Source organism: Methylomonas sp. TEB (assembly GCF_047777895.1).
Lineage (GTDB): Bacteria > Pseudomonadota > Gammaproteobacteria > Methylococcales > Methylomonadaceae > Methylomonas.
The window spans coordinates 2,333,505-2,352,265 of the sequence record NZ_CP180476.1; the positions used below are offsets into that span (position 1 = coordinate 2,333,505).

Sequence of the window (18,761 nt, forward strand, 5' to 3'; positions counted from 1 at the left end):
TTTGGGTTATCCGGGCTGGGCCTGACGACTAAGACGACTCCAACGCTTGCGCCAGATAATCGGTTATGCCTAGCCAATGTCTGCGCAACGTTGGCTGGTCGTAATTTTCCTCGCGCCCATCCAGATCAAGGACAATAGCATCGCCTCGGGCCATGAACACCGCAGCCAGATCTTCCACCGGCCCTGCCGCCAAGGTATGAGTGAGGGCTCGGCAGGGTCCGAAATGGGACGGTGGCTCGAACGGCATGACATTGATCTCGGTGCCGAGCAGGCCGCGCGGATAACCGGCATCTTCCAGATCGAATTCCAAATGCTCGAAACGGTAACGTTGATGCGGTCTATGTCGGGCTAAATCCCGGCGCAGGCGGCGAGCCGCATTGGCTAGATCCAGTTCCTCGACCTGCCGGAACGGCAAGGGCATGACGTTCATGGCGCTGCACGGAGTGCGGGCAACCGCCCCCGACGCGCGCAGCATCGTAGTCAGGCCCAGTACCGTGTCGCGACCGTAACCGTATCGCGCCAAATAGCCGGCAAAAGCGACAATCAATAACTCCGGCCAACTCAATTCCAGCTCCAGTGCACGCTGCTTAAGGCTCAGGCACACCGCATCCGGCAAGGCCCCGCTGAATCGGCGGCCGCGGCCGATTCCGGGCGTGGGATGGGGGGACAGGGACTTGGGTTGCAACCCGGCTAGTTCGGCGAGCCAATATCGGCGGTCGTCCTCACGATCAAATGAATTCTGATAGGCCTGATCGACTTCCAAAATGGCGTCCAGGGTGCCAAAAGCTGCCGCTGCCAAAGGCTTGCCGGATAGCAGCGCCTCGTAGTAAACGGCAACTCGCCGTGCAATGAGCTGGAAGCCGTAGCCGTCCAGCAGCAGGTGGTGCGCGCGATGTAGCCAGACGTGGCGCTCAGCCCCCCGGCGATAGAGCTTATGCTCATAAAGATAGCCGGCGGCGGGATTGAAGGCTTGTTGTAGTTGCCCGAACAGTTCGGCCATGAATGCCGTCTGGCTAAGCTGTTCGGCGGGCGCTACCGCCAAAGTCGGCGGGCGATGCTCGACGCGCTGCTGCCGATAGGCCCCGTCTATCTCGACGATGCGGACCTGCAGCGCGACAGCTTCGCGCAACGTAGCCTGCAGGGCCTGTGTAAACAATTCGTAATCGAGGGGGCCGTCTAGTTCGGTGTATTCGGCGGCGTAAAAGACGCTGGCTTCGCCGGCGAGTTGTTGACCAAGCAGGACACCTGTCTGTGCTTGGGTTAAGGGCAGACCGGGTTGACTGCGTATCATCGTCTGTCTGCCTTCGCGGCGGCGTCCTGCCACAAAGCGTGCCAGGCTCTCAGTGTCGGCAACGGCGCCAACTCTGCGAACTCGGCAGCGAATCCGCGTTGGCGCCAACGCTGCATCAATGTCATCAGCGCCAGCGAATCCAAACCCATCAGCAATAGATCGTCGTCATCGCCCAATAGAGCCGGGTTGATTGCCATCGCTTCCGCAATTTCGAGACGTAATGCGTCCAGGCTGGGACTAAGCGATTCCAAAGCGGCCATTGCATCGCGAGTGCTGAGAACGCAGGCACAGCGTCCAGCGGCATAGCGCAAGGCTTGTTCGTGCTCTTCGCGTGAAAAATCGGCCAGCGCATCGCCAACCAAAAAGGCTTGGATATCCAGCATGAAGGCTTCCGCCGCCGTCATCAGACAGCCAATATGGGCATAGACGCCGCAAATCACCAGCTGATCGCGCCCCAGCGCGCGCAGGTGCGCCTCCAGGTCGCTGCGCTTGAAAGCGCTGTAGCGCGCCTTCGGGAACACCGTGTCTTCCGGGGTGGGTGCGACAGCATCGACAATACGTTCCAGCGCCGGATCGTTCGCTAAGCCAGGCCCCCAAAAATCGTTGAGCAGCCCGCGCTCGGTCGGCGCCTGTCCGCCGCGTTGCGCAGTGTACATAACCGGCATGCCGGCAGTGCGGCAGGCGGCGATCAGTTCGGTGCAGTTGCGCAGAAGCGCCGGGATCGGCGGCTGGGATGGTTCGAAAAAATCCAGAAAATACTGTTGCATGTCGTGCACGAGTAATACGGCACGGCGCGGGTCCAAGCGCCAGTTTGCTTTTCCGGTCGGTAGTTGTTCGGGAAGGTCGTATCGCGGGATGCGGGGTATGCTCATGTCGGTGTTCGTGTCAGGTTAAGCGCCAGCGCCCGCAGCTGCGGTTTCGCAATTTTGCCTGGCGCGGTAAGCGGTAAGCGGTCGATGAATTCGATTCGGTCGGGAATTTTATGTGCGGCCAGTCCGCAATGATCGCGTAAGTGCAATTTCAGCCCTAGCGCGATTCGCGCCGGCGCTTCGTCTGAGTCCGGCTTGGCCAATTCAACGAAGGCGCAACTGCGTTCGCCCAGGCGTTCGTCCGGTATAGCCACCAGTGCCGCGTTGCGTACGCGCGGATGGCTGAGCAAATGCTGCTCCACTTCTGCGGCGGCAATCTTTTCGCCCGCGCGGTTGATTTGATCTTTGCTCCGGCCGATCACCTGTAAACTGCCATCGGCGCGGCGCCTGACCAAATCGCCGGTACGATAAAAACCGTCCACGGTAAATGCCTTGCGGTTATACTCGTCGGCGCGCCAATAGCCTCGAATGGTATAGGGACCGCGGGTCAGCAGATGGCCGGTCTCGCCGTCGGCCAGCACTCGGTCCTCGTCGTCGACTATGCGGATCTCGTCGCCGGGCGACATAGGCCGGCCCTGGGTTTCCAGAACCACATCGGTATCGTCGTCCAGCTGAGTGTAAGTGACCAAACCCTCAGCCATGCCAAATACCTGCTGCAGTGCGCAACCGAATATCGGTTTAATGCGGGCGGCGACTTCCGCTGCCAGACTGGCGCCGCCCACCTGGACCAGGCACAGACTGCCAAGCGGCGGACGCAGACTTGTCGCGCGCTCCAGCCACGCCAAAAGCAGCGACGGCACCAATGCTACATGGCTGACCGCTTCGGCGGCGATCAGCGTAAAAGCTGCGTCCGGCTCGGGTCGAGTCAACAGCACGATGCGGCCACCGGAATATAAGGTGCCCAGCGTGCCGGGCGAACTTAACGGAAAGTTGTGTGCGACTGGCAAGGCCGCCAGATACACGGTAGCGGCGTCGAAACCGCAAATATCCACACTGGTCCTGACACTGTAAAGATAATCGTCGTGCGTGCGCGGAATCAGCTTGGGCGTTCCGGTACTGCCGCCGGAAAGTTGTAACAGCGCTACCGCTGCTGGGTCCTGGTCCGGCAGCGCCAACGGCTTCGCATAAAGGCTTTGCAAAGGTACGAATTCCTCCGCCGCGCCGGCCACGATCACGTGGCGCAAACACGGTGCCAATGCCAGTGTTTCCCGCGCTAGCAAGCGGTAATCGTATCCGTCGTGGCGATCCGGTATCACGTAGGCGGCGGCTTCGGCCAGCTGGCAGAACGCGGCGATTTCGGCGCGACGATGCCCAGGCAGCGCCAGCACCGGGATCAGACCGAGGCGAAAACAGCCAAAACACACCGCAAAAAACTCGGCGATGTTGGGTAATTGCACCACTACACGTTCGCCGGTGCGCAAACCCAATTGCGCAAACCCGGTCGCCAACTGATCGGCCCGTTCGTCGAGCTCGCGGTACGACCAGCGCCGCGCGCCGCAGACCAACGCGATACGTTCACCGTAGCGCTGCGCCGATTCGCGTAACAAAGCGCCCAAGGTTTGGTTTTGCCACCAACCCTGTTCGCGATAGGACCTGACCAACTCGTCCGGCCACGGCGTGAAATCGGATGCCGTCATACGCCGTCCCCCTGCAGTGCGTCCAGCAAGGTGCGAAATTTGGCCGAGGTTTCGGCCACTTCCCGCCAAGGTTCGGAATCCGCGACGATGCCGGCGCCGGCGAATAGCTTGGCGCGATTGGCTTCGATTTCCGCGCAACGTATCGTCACTGCCCATTCACCGTCGCCGTTGGCGTCGCACCAGCCCACCAGGCCGGTGAACAGGCCGCGATCAAAGTCTTCCAATTGCTCAATGGCTTGGCGAGCCAGATCGCGTGGTTCGCCGCATACGGCCGGTGTCGGGTGCAAGGCTATGGCCAAGTCAAAGGAGCTGGGGGCATAGTGGCTTAATTGTCCGCAGATCCGAGTGGAAAGATGCCAGACGCGGGGCGTCGCAATCAACTCCGGAACCGGCGGCACCTCTAGGGTGCGGCAATAGGGCCGCAAGGTGTCCGCTACGGCAGCCACCACTAGCGCGTGTTCGTGGCGGTCCTTGGCAGAGTGCAACAAGCGGCGGGACCGCGCCAGATCCTCGCCAGGGTCGCTGCTGCGCGGTTCGGTACCGGCAATTGGATTGGCCAATACCTGTGTGCCTTTGCGCCGCAACAATAATTCAGGACTGGCACCGATCAAGCGGCGGACACCTTCCGATACATTGGGCAAATCGACGGCAAAGGTGTAACCGGCTGCATTGCGTGCCGCCAGATTGCGTAACACGCCGGCCTGATCGACATCGCTCTCGCCCACCACTTCCAGCATTCGGGACAGCACGACTTTTTTTAAGGCCGATTGCCGTATCAAGTCCAACGCTTGTTGTACCTGTTGGGCATAGACCGCCGGTGTTGGCCGCTCTTGAGTTACAGAACTGGGTATGGTCGCTTTCGTCCTGGCTATTGCGTGGCGCGTGAGGCGGTCCGCCGTTGCCATTTGCTGAGGAATAAACAATATCGGATCGGCTTCGGGAGCAAACGGCAGCGCGCCCACCGCAATAGCCGGCGTATCGTCTTTTTGCCCAACATCGGCGAACAAACGTTGCAGAGCGTCGGCTGTCGGCTCTCCGGGACGGCGGGTTAACCGAGCCCGGATGCCGCTACCAAGCAGGGTACGCTCGGGAGAGCCCAAGAAAAAACTGGAGCCGGCGCCATAGCGATGCAGCAGCTCAATTGCCGTGGGCTGCTCGTTACCTATCCGTTCGGTCGTGGCGGCGTTTACGGAAAATAACTGACTCGTGTCGGTATACATAGGGATTCAGAACTCCAGTCTGGTTGAAACTAGTACGCTACGACCGGGATTTTGCAGCGGCGTAATGAATCCGACTGCCGTACCGGCGGTGTAGCGATCGGTATAGTCTTCATCGGTGAGATTGTTGACTTCAGCGCGCAGCGTCAGGCCGCGGTAAAAATTCGGCTGCCATTGGGCAAATACGTTGTAGGTGTGATAGCCGTTGAGATCGCGATTGCCCGAATCCTGTGCGAAGCGGTACTTCAGGGCGATTTCCGAACTTACCCCGGTTTTTATACCTAGTTCCGGCCACGCATAGGCGGCGTGCAGCTTGATGATTTCGCCGACGGGCGAGCCTAAGTAGAATGCCAGTGTGCCGAGTTGAGAATGATCGTAGCTGACTTCGGTATTGGTGTAATGCGCGCCGAAATCGGCATTTGCGCGTTGATAGCCTACGCCTAGATTCAAACCTTCGGTCTTGACTGCCGGGCCGTTAACCCGGACGAAACTGTCGTCGCCCTCTTGATATGCCGGCGTATTTTGGATTCGGGTCGAAAACACTTCGCCCTCAAACTTAACGCTTGCCAAGCGGTAACTGAGCCCGGCTTTGGCGTTGGTTGAGCGTTGCGCTGCAAGATCGGCGGAATAAGCCGAATACGGCATGGTGTGGAAGAGTGCCGCTTCGGCCAGCTGGATGCCGCCGAAGACATAGGAATAACTGCCGTTCAGCGTCAAGTCCGGCAAGGGCGTGATGCCGATAGACACGTTGGGGCTGGCGCCGGTATTGTCGAACAGTTTCCGGTCTACCGATTCGAATTCCTGAGAATCAAGACGGACGCCGCCGGAAAATTTGAGCCAGTCGGCGGGCTCACCGCGTAATTGCGCGAATCCGCCTAAATTTCGGGCCGTTTCGGTCATCGAAGCATCGCGAAAGTTATCGGTTAGCGCCCGATCCTGATAAAAATCCATGCCGGCGCTGAGTTCGCCCAACGGCGTTTTGACGCGGTTCAACGCCGTCGCCCCGAAGCTTTCGATGGTGGAATCGAAATAGCCGGGACGAAATCCGCCGTTCCGATTCGGTCGGGAAAGCGAGGTATCGTTATAGTAAAAACGTACCTCCGGATCGTAAAACTTGCTCGGCTGCCGGGTGCTGTACTTGAAGTTGGCGGTATTGCGGTTGAAGATATTTTCCGACAATAAGGTCTGACCACGCACTGCGGCGAAATTGGCGCGGAACGGTCGAATTTCGTCGTCCGAAAGATGCTGAGCCGAGGCTTCGAAACGGTGTCCGCCCTCCGCGGTGTAGGCTAGTTTCCCTAAAGCGCTCAGCAGGTTGGTGCCGGTGCCCTGGACTGGATCACCATTGCCGGCGTCGTAGTTGCCGCCTTCGGCGTGCGAGGCATAGCCCATGGCTTCGACATCGCGATACCGCCCGTAGGCAGCGCCGGATTTGGTAAAGGTGTCTAGGTTGCTGGCGAAGCCGCCGCTTAAAAACGCACCGTAATCCCGTCCGGGCTGCAACATGTCATCGACGTCTTTGGTTTCGTAGCGCAAAGAGCCACCTAGCGCGCCGGGGCCGGCGTCCGCCGCTGCTACGCCGGCATCCACGCTGACCGCTTTTAGCACGCCTGGGTCGATCAGCAGGTTGGCGTTGTGATGCCATATATTGTTTACCTGCCGGGCACCGTCGATCTGTACGTTGAGATTGGTTTCCTCGATGCCGTTGACAAACACCTTTTGAGATGTCGCGGTAGGGCCGCCGACGCCGACCGAGATATTTTTTTCGAATACATCCTTGATCGACGTCGAGGGTGTGTCTTCCACCGTTTCGGTGTCTTTATCAGTTTTGACCGCTTTACCGGTCACGTTAATCGTGTCCATGACGACAGTCTTATCCGTGTCCGTTTCATTTGAGCCGGCCACCGAGTATTCGGTTGCCGCGAGTAAAAAGAAAGTTAAGGGGAGGGTAAGTTTCGAACCGACAGGGGAGCTGGTTTTCATGATTGGTCTTCAAATAAGAATGATTTACATTAACATTAGTGGCTGCTATTATCCGACTCAAAGCAAATACGTGCGTTTGCGGGGGAACCGGATTCCTTTGCGGGCCGCGCAGATGACGGCTTGGAACATCATTCATGAATCACTCGGGCAAAATCCTATGAATCGGCTATCAACTATCACCTCATCCAAGATCGACTGCTCGGCCCTGTCGCGACCGGGTCTAAGCACCCCTGGAGGTGCGGCTGTATCCTTGGCTCCCAGCGGCTCCCCGATAGTCAGTGGTCGGCTGCGGGAGTTTCAGCTGCAGCCCGATTTGTCGCTGTACGCGTCAGATGTGCGAGACGAACTCGATATGGAAGTGACGGGAATGTTGCAGCCTGGGTTGTTGATCGTGTTGCCGCTGGCTGGCGAAGCGGATGTAAGCTACGGCGATCAACGTTATCTGCTAGGCGCAGGCGGCGATCGTCGCGGACTGGTCGTCGCTTTAAGTCGGCGCGAGTGCTTTTCCCGTCAGTTGCGGCGCGGCGCGCGGCGGAAGGTGGTGAGTTTGGCGTTTGGTACCCGCTGGCTGGCCGAGCACGAACACGTACTATCCGCACACCCGGGGCTGAACCACTTGCGCGGTACCCATCTGGCGGCACAACAGTGGCGATTGTCTGCGCGCTTGCGGACTTTGGCGGCTAGCGTGTTCGAATTGTGCGCCTCCGGCACGCCGCTGATGAGCCTATGCTTGGAAAGTCGCTGCTTGGATATCGCCGCCGAGTCTTTGGCGGCGCTGACGGACGGCCACCGGGAGCCGGAGTGCGTGCTTAGGCCGCGCGAACGGCGGCGATTGGCCGAATTTTGCGCCTTTCTCGATAGCGGAGAGGGCGACGGTTGGTCGATGCAGGCCTTGGCCGAGCACATCGGCATGAGTCCCAGTACCCTGCAGCGCTACTTTCGCCAATACACCGGCAGTAGTGTGTTCGCGTATCAGCGTCGCCGGCTGCTGGATCATGCGCGCCACGCATTGGAATGCGACGGTGTCAGCGTCAGCGAAGCGGCGCATTTGGCCGGTTACACCAACGCCGGCAACTTCGCAACGGCTTTCCGGCGCCAATTTGGCACTCCCCCCGGCAGCTTGCGCGCTCGTTGTTAAGCTATCTTTGCAAAAAATGCACGCTGTTTTGCCAGCCGTTCAATCCACGGCCCCGCGTCCCAGTTAGCCCGTGGCCGACCGTATAATCACACGTCAGCTTAACCACTCGATTTTTTGCATGACGACCCTTAGTACGCATCGTAGCCGATTTACCCGCGTTCCTCAGCGCTTAACTGTACGGGAAACACTCAGTTTAGGCCCGCGTTTACGCCGAATCCGTTTTCACGGCGAGGCCTTGCAAGACATCGTTCATGCTGGGCCAGGCGCGCATCTCAAATTGCTGCTACCTGTTTCAGGCGCGAACTCGACCGGCGACGCGCAGTGGCCGGACGGCTTCCGGTCCGTAGCGCGTGCCTATAGCTTGCGCCGCGTCGATTTTGCCGAGAATTTGCTCGATGTCGATTTCGTGCTGCACGGCGACGACGGTCCCGGTTCGCGCTGGGCCATCCGTGCCGCAATCGGCGACATTATCGGTCTTGCCGGCGTGGGCGGTCCCCCGTTGTCGAGTGCCGCGGCCGATTTTCATTTGTTGGCCGGCGATTTAACCGCCCTGCCGGCTATCGCGGCGGTACTGGAAACCCTACCGGCCACGGCAAGCGGAGTGGCCTTGATCGAAGTGACGGACGCGGCGGATCAACTGGTGTTGCAGCATCCGCCGGGCGTGCAGTTGCACTGGCTGCATGCGCGCGCTTCGAGCCCGCTGACGGGCGCCGTCCGCCAAATCCGTTGGCCGGCGGAGGCACGGGTATTCGCGACGATAGCCGGCGAGAGTGCCTCTGTGCTCGCCATTCGCCAATACCTGCTGCGCGAACGAGGTTTATCCCCCGCGTCTCTTTATACAGTGCCCTATTGGTGTCGGGGTTGGAGTGAAGAGGATTACCACGACGAGCGGCACCGCTGCATGGATGGGAATACGTGAAAAGACCTATGTTTAGGGTAAGGATCGTGCTGATATTACTAGTAGCAGCATGCGATGGCCCGCCGCCGGCTACGCCGGAACAGGGGGCTCGTGAGTTAATCGATGCCATCGGCCGACCGGTAAGCGTGCCACAAGCGGCGCAACGTGTGGTGGCATTGAGCGAGTTGGATTTGGACGCCGCGCTGGCGCTTGGTCTCCGGCCTGTCGGTGCCAGCAACGGTCGCGGCAGCCAGCACCCGCCGCGCTATTTGGGGGGACGGGTGAATGGGATAGACAGCGTAGGTGATTTCGCCCAGCCGTCTTTGGACCGCATCGTCGCGCTACGCCCGGATTTGATCTTGGCCGGCGGTCAGAGCGATCCCGCATTCCTGGAGCAACTAAGCGCGATTGCGCCGACCGTAGTCAGCTTTTATCCTGGTGAACACTGGCAAGACAGCTTGAGGCGTATTGCGGATGCGATGGGTCGGCAGCAGGCCTGCTCTCAAGTACTCGAAGAGTATCGTACGCTGGCTGCCCGCCTGCGAGAGCAGCTGAAAGCGCACTGGGGTGAATCGGTGAGCATTGTTCGGCTTACGCCTAACGGACCCATGTATATGCTGGGCGATGCGTTTGCCGGGCGGGTTCTGACAGATTTGGGTTTGACTCGGCCTCCTGCCCAACGTCAACCCGGTGCCGGACATGGAGCGCCGTTAAGCCGGGAAGTATTGGCCGATATCGACGGCGATTGGTTGTTCATCGGTAATTTTGCACCGGATCCGCACGGCGTCGCTGCCTTGCGAGACGAACCGGCTTTTGCGGAATTGCGGGCAGCGCGGCTGCATCGAGTGCGCGAAGTGGATGCGGCTTTATGGACGGTCATCGGTGGTCCGCTGGCTGCCAAAACGCTCCTTGAAGATGTGGTATCGGCATTTGACGCGGTGGAGAGCGGATCGTGAAGGCGCCTAAATCCGCCCTTTTAGGTGTTCTGCTGCCACTTTCCGTGCTGTTGTTGGCCTTCGCATCGTTAAGCTTTGGCGCAGGTGGTGTCGGCTGGCAAGACAGTCTGCATTGGCTGCTAGGGGCGTCCGGCGACGCCCATGTCGATCTGGTACTGGGCGAATTGCGGCTGCCCCGCCTGCTTAAGGCCTTGGCCCTGGGTGCGGCATTGGGCGCAGCCGGGGTTTTGTTGCAGACCGTCACGCGCAATCCACTCGCTGAAACCGGGTTGTTGGGTGTCAACAGTGGCGCCGCACTTGGGGTGGCACTCGGTATCGCTTTGTTTGCCGGGCAAAGTCCTGCTGCGCAGATTGGCTGGGCACTGGGTGGGGCAAGCTTGGGCAGTCTTTTGGTGTTGCTGTTGGCGCGTGCCGGCGGCGGCCAGTCATCGCCTTTACGCCTGGTGTTGGCCGGATTGGCGCTCACCGCCACCTGCCATAGTCTGACGGCGTGGCTGGCCTTGGTCAGCACCGCCAATCTGGATCGTTATCGGTTTTGGTTGTTGGGTTCCTTAGCCCATCCGCATGCCGGCTTACTTTGGCCCGGTCTGGTGCTGATAGGCGTCGGTCTGACGGCGGCCATGGCGCTGGTGCGCCCGTTATCGGCGCTGGCCTTGGGCGATGATCTGGCGCGCGCGCTTGGGCAGAGACCCGCTCCGGCTAGGGTGGGGGCGGTTGCGGTCGTGGCACTGTTGACCGGCACCAGCGTAGCACTCGCTGGCCCTATTCCGTTTTTGGGATTAATCGCTCCGTATTGCGCCAGGACGCTGGCCGGCGTGACGATCACCTCCCAACTTCCCTATTCTATTTTGCTGGGGTCCGCGCTGATGCTGTCGGCTGATTTAAGCTCGCGCTTGTTGCTTGCCCCGTTCGAAGCGCCAGTTAGCGCCGTATTGGCCGGCATCGGCGCTCCCTTGCTGATCTGGATGGTAAATCGCGACGCCACACTGGCTTTAATGCCGGCCGGAACTGAGCGATGACCAAGGCTGTTCGCCGCCTAGCGCCGATACCATTATTGCTGATGTTGGCCTATGCCGCGCTGGTTGCCGGCACGCCACGCTTGTCGGCATCGCAAGTGTATGCCGGCTTGTTTGGCCCAGGGTCCGACTGGCTGTCCACGCTGGTCACGCAATTTCGCTTGCCGCGCTTATGTGCGGCACTCGTGGTTGGCATCGGGCTCGGCGCCGCCGGCGCCCTATTGCAAAATTTGACGCGTAATCGCTTGGCCAGCCCCGATGTTTTGGGAATCAACGACGGTGCGTTACTGGCGTTGGCCCTGAGTTTGATGCTAAATCCGTCCGGTTTGTTGGGCCCGTGGTGGTGTGCGGTGGCGGGTGCACTGATCACCGCTGTATTCACCTTGCTGGCCGCCGGCGGCGTGGGTACGCGCGGTTACCGGGTGCTCGTGGTCGGGCTGGGCATTGCCAGTTTACTGCGCGCCGGCTTTGACATTGCCTTGGCGACATTGCCCATCTTCCATGCCACCGGTCTGTATGCGTTTAGTGTCGGAAGTTTAGCCGGACGCGCCTGGCCTGTGGTCACGGTGGCTGCGGCGCTGCTCGGCATCTTGCTGACAGCCTGTTGGGTCATCTCCCGCGCTTTGGCGCTGTTATGTCTGCACGACGACAGTATTCGCGGTTTGGGGGTCAATTTAGGTCAGCTGCGCTTTACCGTGCTGATGCTGGCCGCCGCGCTGGCGGGCGTCGCGGTGGGCGTCGGCGGGCCGATTTGCTTCGTCGCGCTCGCCGCGCCGATGCTGGCACAGCGATTGTCGCCGGACGGCGGCATACCGGTATGGTATTCCGCTAGTATCGGTGCGGTACTGGTCACGGGTGCCGACTTGCTCGGGCGCATAGTGGCCGCACCGGTCGAAGTGCCCGTCGGCGTCGTATCCGGTTTTTTGGGTGGTCCTTTTTTATTGTGGTTGCTGATGCGGCCAAAAGCTTACGGAGCCGGGTAATGTTGGCGTTTCGGGTTGACCAAGTAATCGCCGGCTATGGTGCGGAACCCGTATTGCGCGACCTCAGCCTGCAAATTCCGGCCGGACGGGTGACCGCCATTGTCGGCGCCAATGGCTGCGGCAAGAGCACCTTGCTGCGTTGCTTGGCTCGTCTGCATCAAGCCGATTCAGGATGTATCCAGCTGGGCGAAGACGATTTGCGACTATTCTCGACCGCCGACTTGGCGCGTAGCGTGGGTTTTTTACCGCAGTTTCCGCAAGCGCCGGTCGGACTGAGGGTAAACGATTTGCTGGCGCTGGCACGCCACCCCCATCGGCATTGGATGGCGAGCTGGTCAGCAGAAGACGAGGCCGCCCGATGCGAGGCCTTGCGTGTTACCGACCTCACGGAATTGGTTGGACAACCGTTGGACAAACTTTCCGGCGGGCAGCGGCAACGCGCGTGGATAGCGATGATGCTGACTCAGTCCACACCGGTCCTGCTGCTGGATGAACCCGGCAGTATGCTTGATCCCGGGCACCAGTTGGAATTGATCGCCTTGTTGCGGGCGTTGGCGGATGCCGGTCGCACCGTGGTCGTGGTGATGCACGACCTGGTTGCCGCGCGCCATGCGGATTGGTTGGTGGCCTTGGATCACGGCCGACTAGCGGCCTGCGGTTCCCCGGTGGATGTATTGAATCCGGTTTTATTGCGGCAGCTTTACGGCATCGATAGCCATATCCTGACCGCACCCGACGGTACACCTGTCGTCGTGCCGGTAAGACCAGCCGATTTGCCGTTGCCGCAAGCGCAGCCTTTGCCTGTGAGCATGGCTTCGGTCGGCCCGTCCGCCGAAGCGTCGGCTAGCCTAGCGGAGCGTCGTTTAGTGCTGTTGTTTGCGGTACTTCAATTCACCCTTTTACTTGATTATATGGTGCTGATGCCGCTGGGTGCGGCGCTGATGCGCGATTTCGATATGGGTCCGGCGCGCTTCGGATCTCTGGTTGGTGTCTATACGCTGGCCTCGGCGCTGACCAGCCTAGTCGGTGGTCGATGGATTGATCGCGGCGACCGCAAGCGCACCTTGTTGGCCTTGTACGCCGGATTTGTGGTCGCCACGCTGGCTTGCGGTCTTGCGGGGCAATTCGGCGAATTGCTGATCGCGCGGGCGTTGGCGGGCGCTTGCGCCGGGTTGATGAACGCAACCATGATGGCGATGATAGCCGACCACATCGAGCCCGAGCGCCGCGGCCAGGCCATCGGTACCATTATGTCAGCCTTCGGTGTGTGTGCCGTGATCGGTGTACCCTCGGGCTTGGGATTGGCGGCGTTGGGCGGCTGGAGAATTCCTTTTTTAGTGGTTGCGGCACTGTCTGCCTTGTGGTGGCTAAGACTGTACCGGGCCTTACCCCTGTCACCAGTTAGTGTCGGTGCCGGGCGCGGGAGTTTGCGTTCGCCGGCACTGGCCTTGGGTTGGGTGTTGAGCTTTTGCATCGTTTTTGCCGGTTTTCTGATCGTGCCTTATCTGGGCGCGCATTTGAACGGCACATTGGGTGTTGATTTACGTGATTTGTCCTGGATTTATCTTTGCGCCGGATTGGCGACTTTCGTTGTGGCGCGCGCTATTGGCCGTGCGGTGGATCGTTTCGGTGCCGCCGGGATTCTGGCTGTATTGATGGTCGCCAGCATAATTCCGCATCTGTGGTTGACTCAGTTACAACCGGGGCCGTTATGGCAAACGACGCTGGTGTTTGTGTTGTTTATGGCTTTAACCTCCACTCGGGCTATTCCGGCCTCGGTTTGGCTGATTGGCAGAGTGCCGCCACCGTTGCGGGGCCGCTACATGGCCGTCAATACCGCGAGCACCGAGGCCGCATCCGGTTTAGCAGCCTGGTGCGCGGGCTTGATGACCGGCGGGGATGGTGCCGTATTGCAGCATTTTGAACGCGTCGGCTGGCTGGCGGCAGGTGTCACCTGCGTGAGCTTGTGCTTGCTGGCCGGCTTACACCGCTTCGGCGCGTCGCAGGGGGCATCGACAACGACGGTGGATCATCTTACGCCGGTTCCCACGGCCGAATCATGAAACCGGCAAGACAGTCGTCACCTAGCGCCGGATTCGGTTCGCGCCCCGGCGTTGCACTGGTAAGTGGTGCCGCGCGCGGCATCGGCCAGGCGGTAGCCACCGTGTTGGCCGGCGAGGGCTTGACCGTGGTTGCGGCAGACATCGATATCGACGCTTTGCGTGAGGTTTGCCAGTCAATGCCGGGGCTATATCCGCTGGCGCTGGATTTACGCGATCGTGCCGGCCTGGAATCCGCAGTCGCTGGAGTCGAGGCCAAAATCGGCGAAATCGACTATCTGGTGAATGTCGCCGGCGTGCTACTTCCCGGTCATGGAGTGGATGCCAGTGACGAGGACTGGCTGGAAAGCTTTGCCGTAAACTGTCATGGCGTATTTGCGCTAAGCCGCGCGGTAGCTCGTCGGATGCGCGAGCGGCGGCGCGGGGCTATCGTGACCGTTGGTTCCAATGCCGCATCGACGCCGAGGACCGGTATGGCGGCCTACGCTGCATCCAAGGCAGCCGCCGCGCAATTCACCCGCTGTTTAGGCTTGGAACTGGCGGAATACGGCATTCGTTGCAATCTGGTGTCGCCGGGCTCGACCGAAACCGACATGCAGCGCCGCTTCTGGCGCGCCGGTGCCGGTAGCGCCGCGCAAGTCATCGAAGGATGCTTGGCGCAACATCGGCTGGGGATTCCGCTCGGCAAACTGGCCCAACCGGACGATATAGCTCACGCCGTGGCGTTTCTGTTGTCGGATCGAGCCGGACATATCACCCTTCAGGATTTAGTGATCGATGGTGGGGCGACGTTAGGTTAACGGCAAAATAGCCCGCGTGTGGCCACGATGAATTGCCCGTAAGAAGTTTGAAACTCGAGCGGTTCGTCTGCGCGTAAAGTGGTATGGCGGTCCCGATGCTGATGGCTACGAATGTCCGATATGAGCGAAGCTGTTTAACCTGAATATAAACCGAGAAAATGACGCCGGTGGTGTGCAATGCGATCTTCGCCGCCACCGGTGTGCGGATCCGGCAATTGCCGTTATTGCGTACCGATTTGAGCTGGAGTTGATATGGCTTACAATCGCCGGCACACCCGCAAGCGAGTAAATCATGGCCCATAACATCAATCATCTGCTCGAAGCCTATAGGCAATTGCAACGCGACCGGCAGGACAGCGTGCTAGCGACCATTATCGAAACCTTCGGCTCGACTTACCAAAAGGCCGGCGCACGCATGCTGATTACCCAAACCGGGGAGTTGGTCGGTTTGCTGGGCGGTGGATGCTTTGAGCGGGATTTGGTGGAGCAGGCCGGATCGGTGTTCGAAACCGGCCATGCCAAAACCTTGTTTTACGATATGCGTTCCGGCGAAGATGCGATTTGGGGTTTGGGTCTGGGTTGTAACGGCGCTGTTCGGGTGTTGCTGCAATTATTAAAAGCCGAGCAGGGTTTCAGTCCATTGAGTCAGTTGGTGGAAGCCGCCGAAGCCCAAGCGCATGGGGTATTGGTCACGGTGTTCGATTCCGCGCATGCGGATTTTCCGGCAGGGCGCAGCCAGTTCTTGCCGGCCGCCATTGTCGGGGAACAGCCGATATTATCCAGCGCGCCGTTCCCCTCCGCCACAGCGGCGCTGCAAACGGCCTTGCAACAAAAACCGCGCATCGAAACTCATCCGCTTGACGGCCTGGACATCAAAGTCTTTTACGATCCGGTGCAACCGCCTTGGCAGTTGCTGATGTTCGGCGCTGGGGCCGACGCAATACCGCTGGTGAATTGTGCCAAATCCCTGGGGTGGCGCGTGACCTTGGTCGATCACCGGCCCGCGCATATCAAGCCCGAGCGCTTTCCTTTAGCCGATCAATTATTGCATCTGACCCCGGAACAGGTGGCGGATCAGCTGGATTTGCATCGCTTCAACGCCATTATGCTGATGACCCACAACATCGAATACGACCAACGCTTTCTGCAAGCCATCGTCCACTCTCGGGCGGGGTTTATCGGACTGCTAGGTCCGACGCATCGCAAGCAGCGGCTCTTGCACAGCCTGGGCGACGATGCCGCGCTGATAGCCGAACGGGTATTCGGACCGGTCGGTTTGGACATCGGCGCGCAAACTCCGGAAGAAATTGCGTTGTCTATCGTGGCCGGCATTCAGGCCCAGCTTAACGGTCGTAGCGGCTTGCAACTGGGGAAAGAGCCGGTTGCGATCAAACATGCTTGCAGCCCTGGATAATGTGCATGCCGGCGACTGAGAATGCCTCAGCGCTGAGCGTGTACAAATTACGGGAATAATTGATCGCGGCGTTTTGCCGATAAATAGGGGCCATTTTCTAGGAATCCCCCTTTTCAGAAGCCGGTGTTTGTTAGTTTTCTTGCCATGCATAACGGTGTGGCTTAGCTAAGGTGCTGTTATTACCTTTTTTAGCCTTGCATGGATTGGAAGTCACCGGCCTTAGCCGGTGACTGTGGGCTGAAATTTAAACCGCGTTAGGGTGCCAAATACGCTTCGAAAGGCTGTATCGGTGATGAATTGCCTTGGGCGCCAACCGCGTCAATGGTCAGAAATTCATCTTTACCCAGAACGGCTCCCAGCGGATTACCGCCGCTTACTGTCTGCTCCACGCCAACATGGCCGTGGGGTATTTTGATTTCGGGGTGGTCAAAGGGGGCTTTTTCGTAGCGGACTCTTTCATCGGTCAAGGTTTTCAGGAAGGCAATCAGGTCGGCTCGGTTTTGCGCATCCAGTTGTAGATTGGGCTGCGGAAATACCCGAGTAACTTGTTTGCTGTCGTAGGCAAAATTTCCGCCTCGCGAATAAAATTCGATCGCTTGTTCCAGCGTGGCCATGCTGCCGTTGTGCATGTATGGTCCGGTTAACTCGATATTGCGTAGCGAGGGGATTTTAAATGTCGAGTCGACAGACGCCACCATTTTCCGGGTATTGGGCTTGTTCAACTCCGCTAAGGCGGCAGCGGTCGTGGGCAAAAAGGCATTGTTTGCGGGCAGGAAACAGTTCTCCGTGCTTTGTGGCTGGGGTCTTATGCCGTCGGTGATGGTAAACAAGCTCGGCAGCGAATAAGGCAGTTTGATATTTAGAGCAAGGGCTTCCTGAAAATCGCACGTTCTCACTTTAGTGACATCTTCATCCAGTACAGCGGCATTATTGCCCGCCAAATGCTGTAAATATTGCCGGCTGAACGATAGCGGGTTGCCAAAGTCGTCGACGCCGCCTGCGCCAATATCGGCCGTTTCTTCGGTGACGCCTGTGGAAGAAAAGCCGGTATCGAAAAATGCGGTAACCGGAGCGTTTTTGATAAGCAATGGTATGCGATTGACCACATTGGTGGATGCGCTGATGAAGAAAGTCGGTTCACCGAAGGCTTCCGGATGAGTTTTGGCAATCGCCGCATTGGCGTTAATCGATGCCGCGCTGAAGTTGGGTCCTAAATGGCAGAGCGCGCACTGATTTTTTCTGAATTGTTTTAAGCCGTTCAATTCCGAAGCGCTGAGTTCTATGGGTTGATTGCCGGCGTCGCGGGCGCTGTTGTCGAAGGGCGATTCGTCCGAAATTAATGTGCTTTCATAGAGTTGGATGGCTAGGCCAAAGAACATGCCAAAGTTGGCTTCGGTTTGATTATAGGGCGCAAACCCTTTGGGGACCGGAATTGGCGGGTTACCGCTATACGACCAGTATTTGGGATTGAATGCCTGCATGATCAGCAGCTTATACAGAGTGTTCGTGCCGGGTTTGCTATTGAGGCTGTAAGGTCCCAGTACACTGTCTTCAGGATGTACTTTTTGGTTTTGCAACGGGCGGCGTAACAGCAGCTTTCTACCGAGCTCCATCAAGGTCCGGTTGCGGCAGGCCATTTCGGTGGTGTTTTGCGGTGGAGCTACCGCTAATGACGCCAGCGAGGAATTGATTAAATGCAGGCGCTGCTTAATGAGCGTCGTGGCGTTCTGTTTTACCCAGACGCCGGCGTCGGAATCTCGGTCGCCCCAAGGGCTGCTGCCGTTAAACACATTGTTGGCGCGGCCGTCCCAAAAATTGCGATGATTAAACACCGCATTGATCACGCTGGGCGCATTGCGCGGCGTTACTTTGCGGGTGCCGACAGCGCCGGCATGAAACAGGCTGTCCACGCTGCGGCTACAGGTGTCGTTAGGTGCTGTGTAGCGGTCCACGGCTCTAAATTCACCACCGAAAGTACCGGACGAACCGACTACATTGTCGGTGTTGTAGAGGACCGTAGAATGCTCTTGGAATGGATCTTCCCTTTGATGTAGCGGAAAGTCGCCAATGCTGAGGGTATGATTGGGTCCCAAAGAACCACCCGTCATGGCATTGCTGAATGTTTGATCGCTTAAGGGGCTGGATTGGCCGCCCGGAGCAAGCTGATTTTTTACTCTGCCGTCGGCGCCGGCGTGAAAGTGGCAGGACGCACAGGCCATGCCGTCGCTACCCACGTTAGTATCCCAGAACAGCGCTTTGCCCAAGGCAATCGCGGCGTTCTTGTTGACGACAATAGGGTCCGGGCCGTCCAGTAGGCCGGGAACAGGCGGAACGGGCAAATGCTTCAGGCTTATCGGCATGGGCCCTAATGCCAATTCGACCGCGGCGGCGCTGAAACTGAGCAGTACGCCTCCGGCTAAAACAATCGCTAATTGGCTATGACGAAACAATGTCATGGTGAAACTCCACTGAGAAATGGTTGGTTGGCAACAAATACGG

General features: G+C 59.0%; 14 protein-coding genes. 8 read left to right on the forward strand and 6 right to left on the reverse strand.

The annotated features are described in order from the left end of the window. Nucleotides 1–28 precede the first annotated feature (28 nt). Genes ACMXD4_RS10460 through ACMXD4_RS10480 form a run of 5 tightly spaced genes read right to left on the reverse strand, consistent with a single transcriptional unit; the run spans nt 29 to nt 6,997 of the window. A complete protein-coding gene (locus ACMXD4_RS10460) occupies nt 29–1,291 on the reverse strand; it encodes a condensation domain-containing protein (RefSeq protein ID WP_171695532.1) in 1,263 nt (420 codons plus the stop codon). Beyond that, entirely contained in the window at nt 1,288–2,163 is an 876-nt protein-coding gene (locus tag ACMXD4_RS10465; protein WP_171695531.1) for an isochorismatase family protein, read from the reverse strand. Before ACMXD4_RS10465 ends, ACMXD4_RS10460 begins: the two co-directional genes overlap by 4 nt. Next, a complete protein-coding gene (locus tag ACMXD4_RS10470; RefSeq protein WP_171695530.1) occupies nt 2,160–3,797 on the reverse strand; it encodes a (2,3-dihydroxybenzoyl)adenylate synthase in 1,638 nt (545 codons plus the stop codon). Before ACMXD4_RS10470 ends, ACMXD4_RS10465 begins: the two co-directional genes overlap by 4 nt. Further along, nucleotides 3,794–5,017: an isochorismate synthase gene (locus ACMXD4_RS10475; protein ID WP_171695529.1), complete on the reverse strand. Its 1,224-nt coding sequence runs from the start codon at nt 5,015–5,017 to the stop codon at nt 3,794–3,796. Before ACMXD4_RS10475 ends, ACMXD4_RS10470 begins: the two co-directional genes overlap by 4 nt. A 6-nt stretch (nt 5,018–5,023) precedes the next feature. Continuing rightward, nucleotides 5,024–6,997, reverse strand: coding sequence for a TonB-dependent receptor domain-containing protein (locus tag ACMXD4_RS10480; RefSeq protein ID WP_171695528.1), 1,974 nt, complete (start codon nt 6,995–6,997; stop codon nt 5,024–5,026). Between the two features lie 157 nt (nt 6,998–7,154). Here ACMXD4_RS10480 and ACMXD4_RS10485 point away from each other — a divergent pair, with 157 nt between their 5' ends. The 8 genes from ACMXD4_RS10485 (at nt 7,155) to ACMXD4_RS10520 (ending at nt 16,262) form a co-directional block, all read left to right on the forward strand. Further along, on the forward strand, nt 7,155–8,135 hold the full coding sequence (locus ACMXD4_RS10485; protein WP_415880704.1) for a helix-turn-helix transcriptional regulator: 981 nt from the start codon (nt 7,155–7,157) through the stop codon (nt 8,133–8,135). 118 nt (nt 8,136–8,253) lie between these two features. Further along, nucleotides 8,254–9,054: a siderophore-interacting protein gene (locus ACMXD4_RS10490; protein WP_415880705.1), complete on the forward strand. Its 801-nt coding sequence runs from the start codon at nt 8,254–8,256 to the stop codon at nt 9,052–9,054. A gap of 26 nt (nt 9,055–9,080) precedes the next feature. Beyond that, nucleotides 9,081–9,989, forward strand: coding sequence for an ABC transporter substrate-binding protein (locus ACMXD4_RS10495; protein WP_415880706.1), 909 nt, complete (start codon nt 9,081–9,083; stop codon nt 9,987–9,989). Continuing rightward, a complete protein-coding gene (locus ACMXD4_RS10500; protein ID WP_415880707.1) occupies nt 9,986–11,008 on the forward strand; it encodes a FecCD family ABC transporter permease in 1,023 nt (340 codons plus the stop codon). The genes ACMXD4_RS10495 and ACMXD4_RS10500 overlap by 4 nt, the downstream gene beginning before the upstream one ends. Further along, entirely contained in the window at nt 11,005–11,988 is a 984-nt protein-coding gene (locus ACMXD4_RS10505) for a FecCD family ABC transporter permease (protein ID WP_415880708.1), read from the forward strand. Before ACMXD4_RS10500 ends, ACMXD4_RS10505 begins: the two co-directional genes overlap by 4 nt. Next, the gene (locus ACMXD4_RS10510) at nt 11,988–14,051 is read left to right on the forward strand and encodes an MFS transporter (protein ID WP_415880709.1); all 2,064 of its coding nucleotides are present in this window, start codon (nt 11,988–11,990) and stop codon (nt 14,049–14,051) included. Before ACMXD4_RS10505 ends, ACMXD4_RS10510 begins: the two co-directional genes overlap by 1 nt. Beyond that, nucleotides 14,048–14,848 carry a 2,3-dihydro-2,3-dihydroxybenzoate dehydrogenase gene (locus tag ACMXD4_RS10515; protein ID WP_171695522.1) on the forward strand — a complete coding sequence of 267 codons (801 nt, stop codon included), beginning with the start codon at nt 14,048–14,050 and terminating at the stop codon, nt 14,846–14,848. Before ACMXD4_RS10510 ends, ACMXD4_RS10515 begins: the two co-directional genes overlap by 4 nt. A 292-nt stretch (nt 14,849–15,140) precedes the next feature. Further along, entirely contained in the window at nt 15,141–16,262 is a 1,122-nt protein-coding gene (locus tag ACMXD4_RS10520; protein WP_415880710.1) for an XdhC family protein, read from the forward strand. Between the two features lie 254 nt (nt 16,263–16,516). On the opposite strand, the gene ACMXD4_RS10525 is transcribed toward ACMXD4_RS10520, so the two are convergent. Then, a complete protein-coding gene (locus tag ACMXD4_RS10525) occupies nt 16,517–18,718 on the reverse strand; it encodes a cytochrome-c peroxidase (protein ID WP_415880711.1) in 2,202 nt (733 codons plus the stop codon). Between the last annotated feature and the right edge of the window lie 43 nt (nt 18,719–18,761).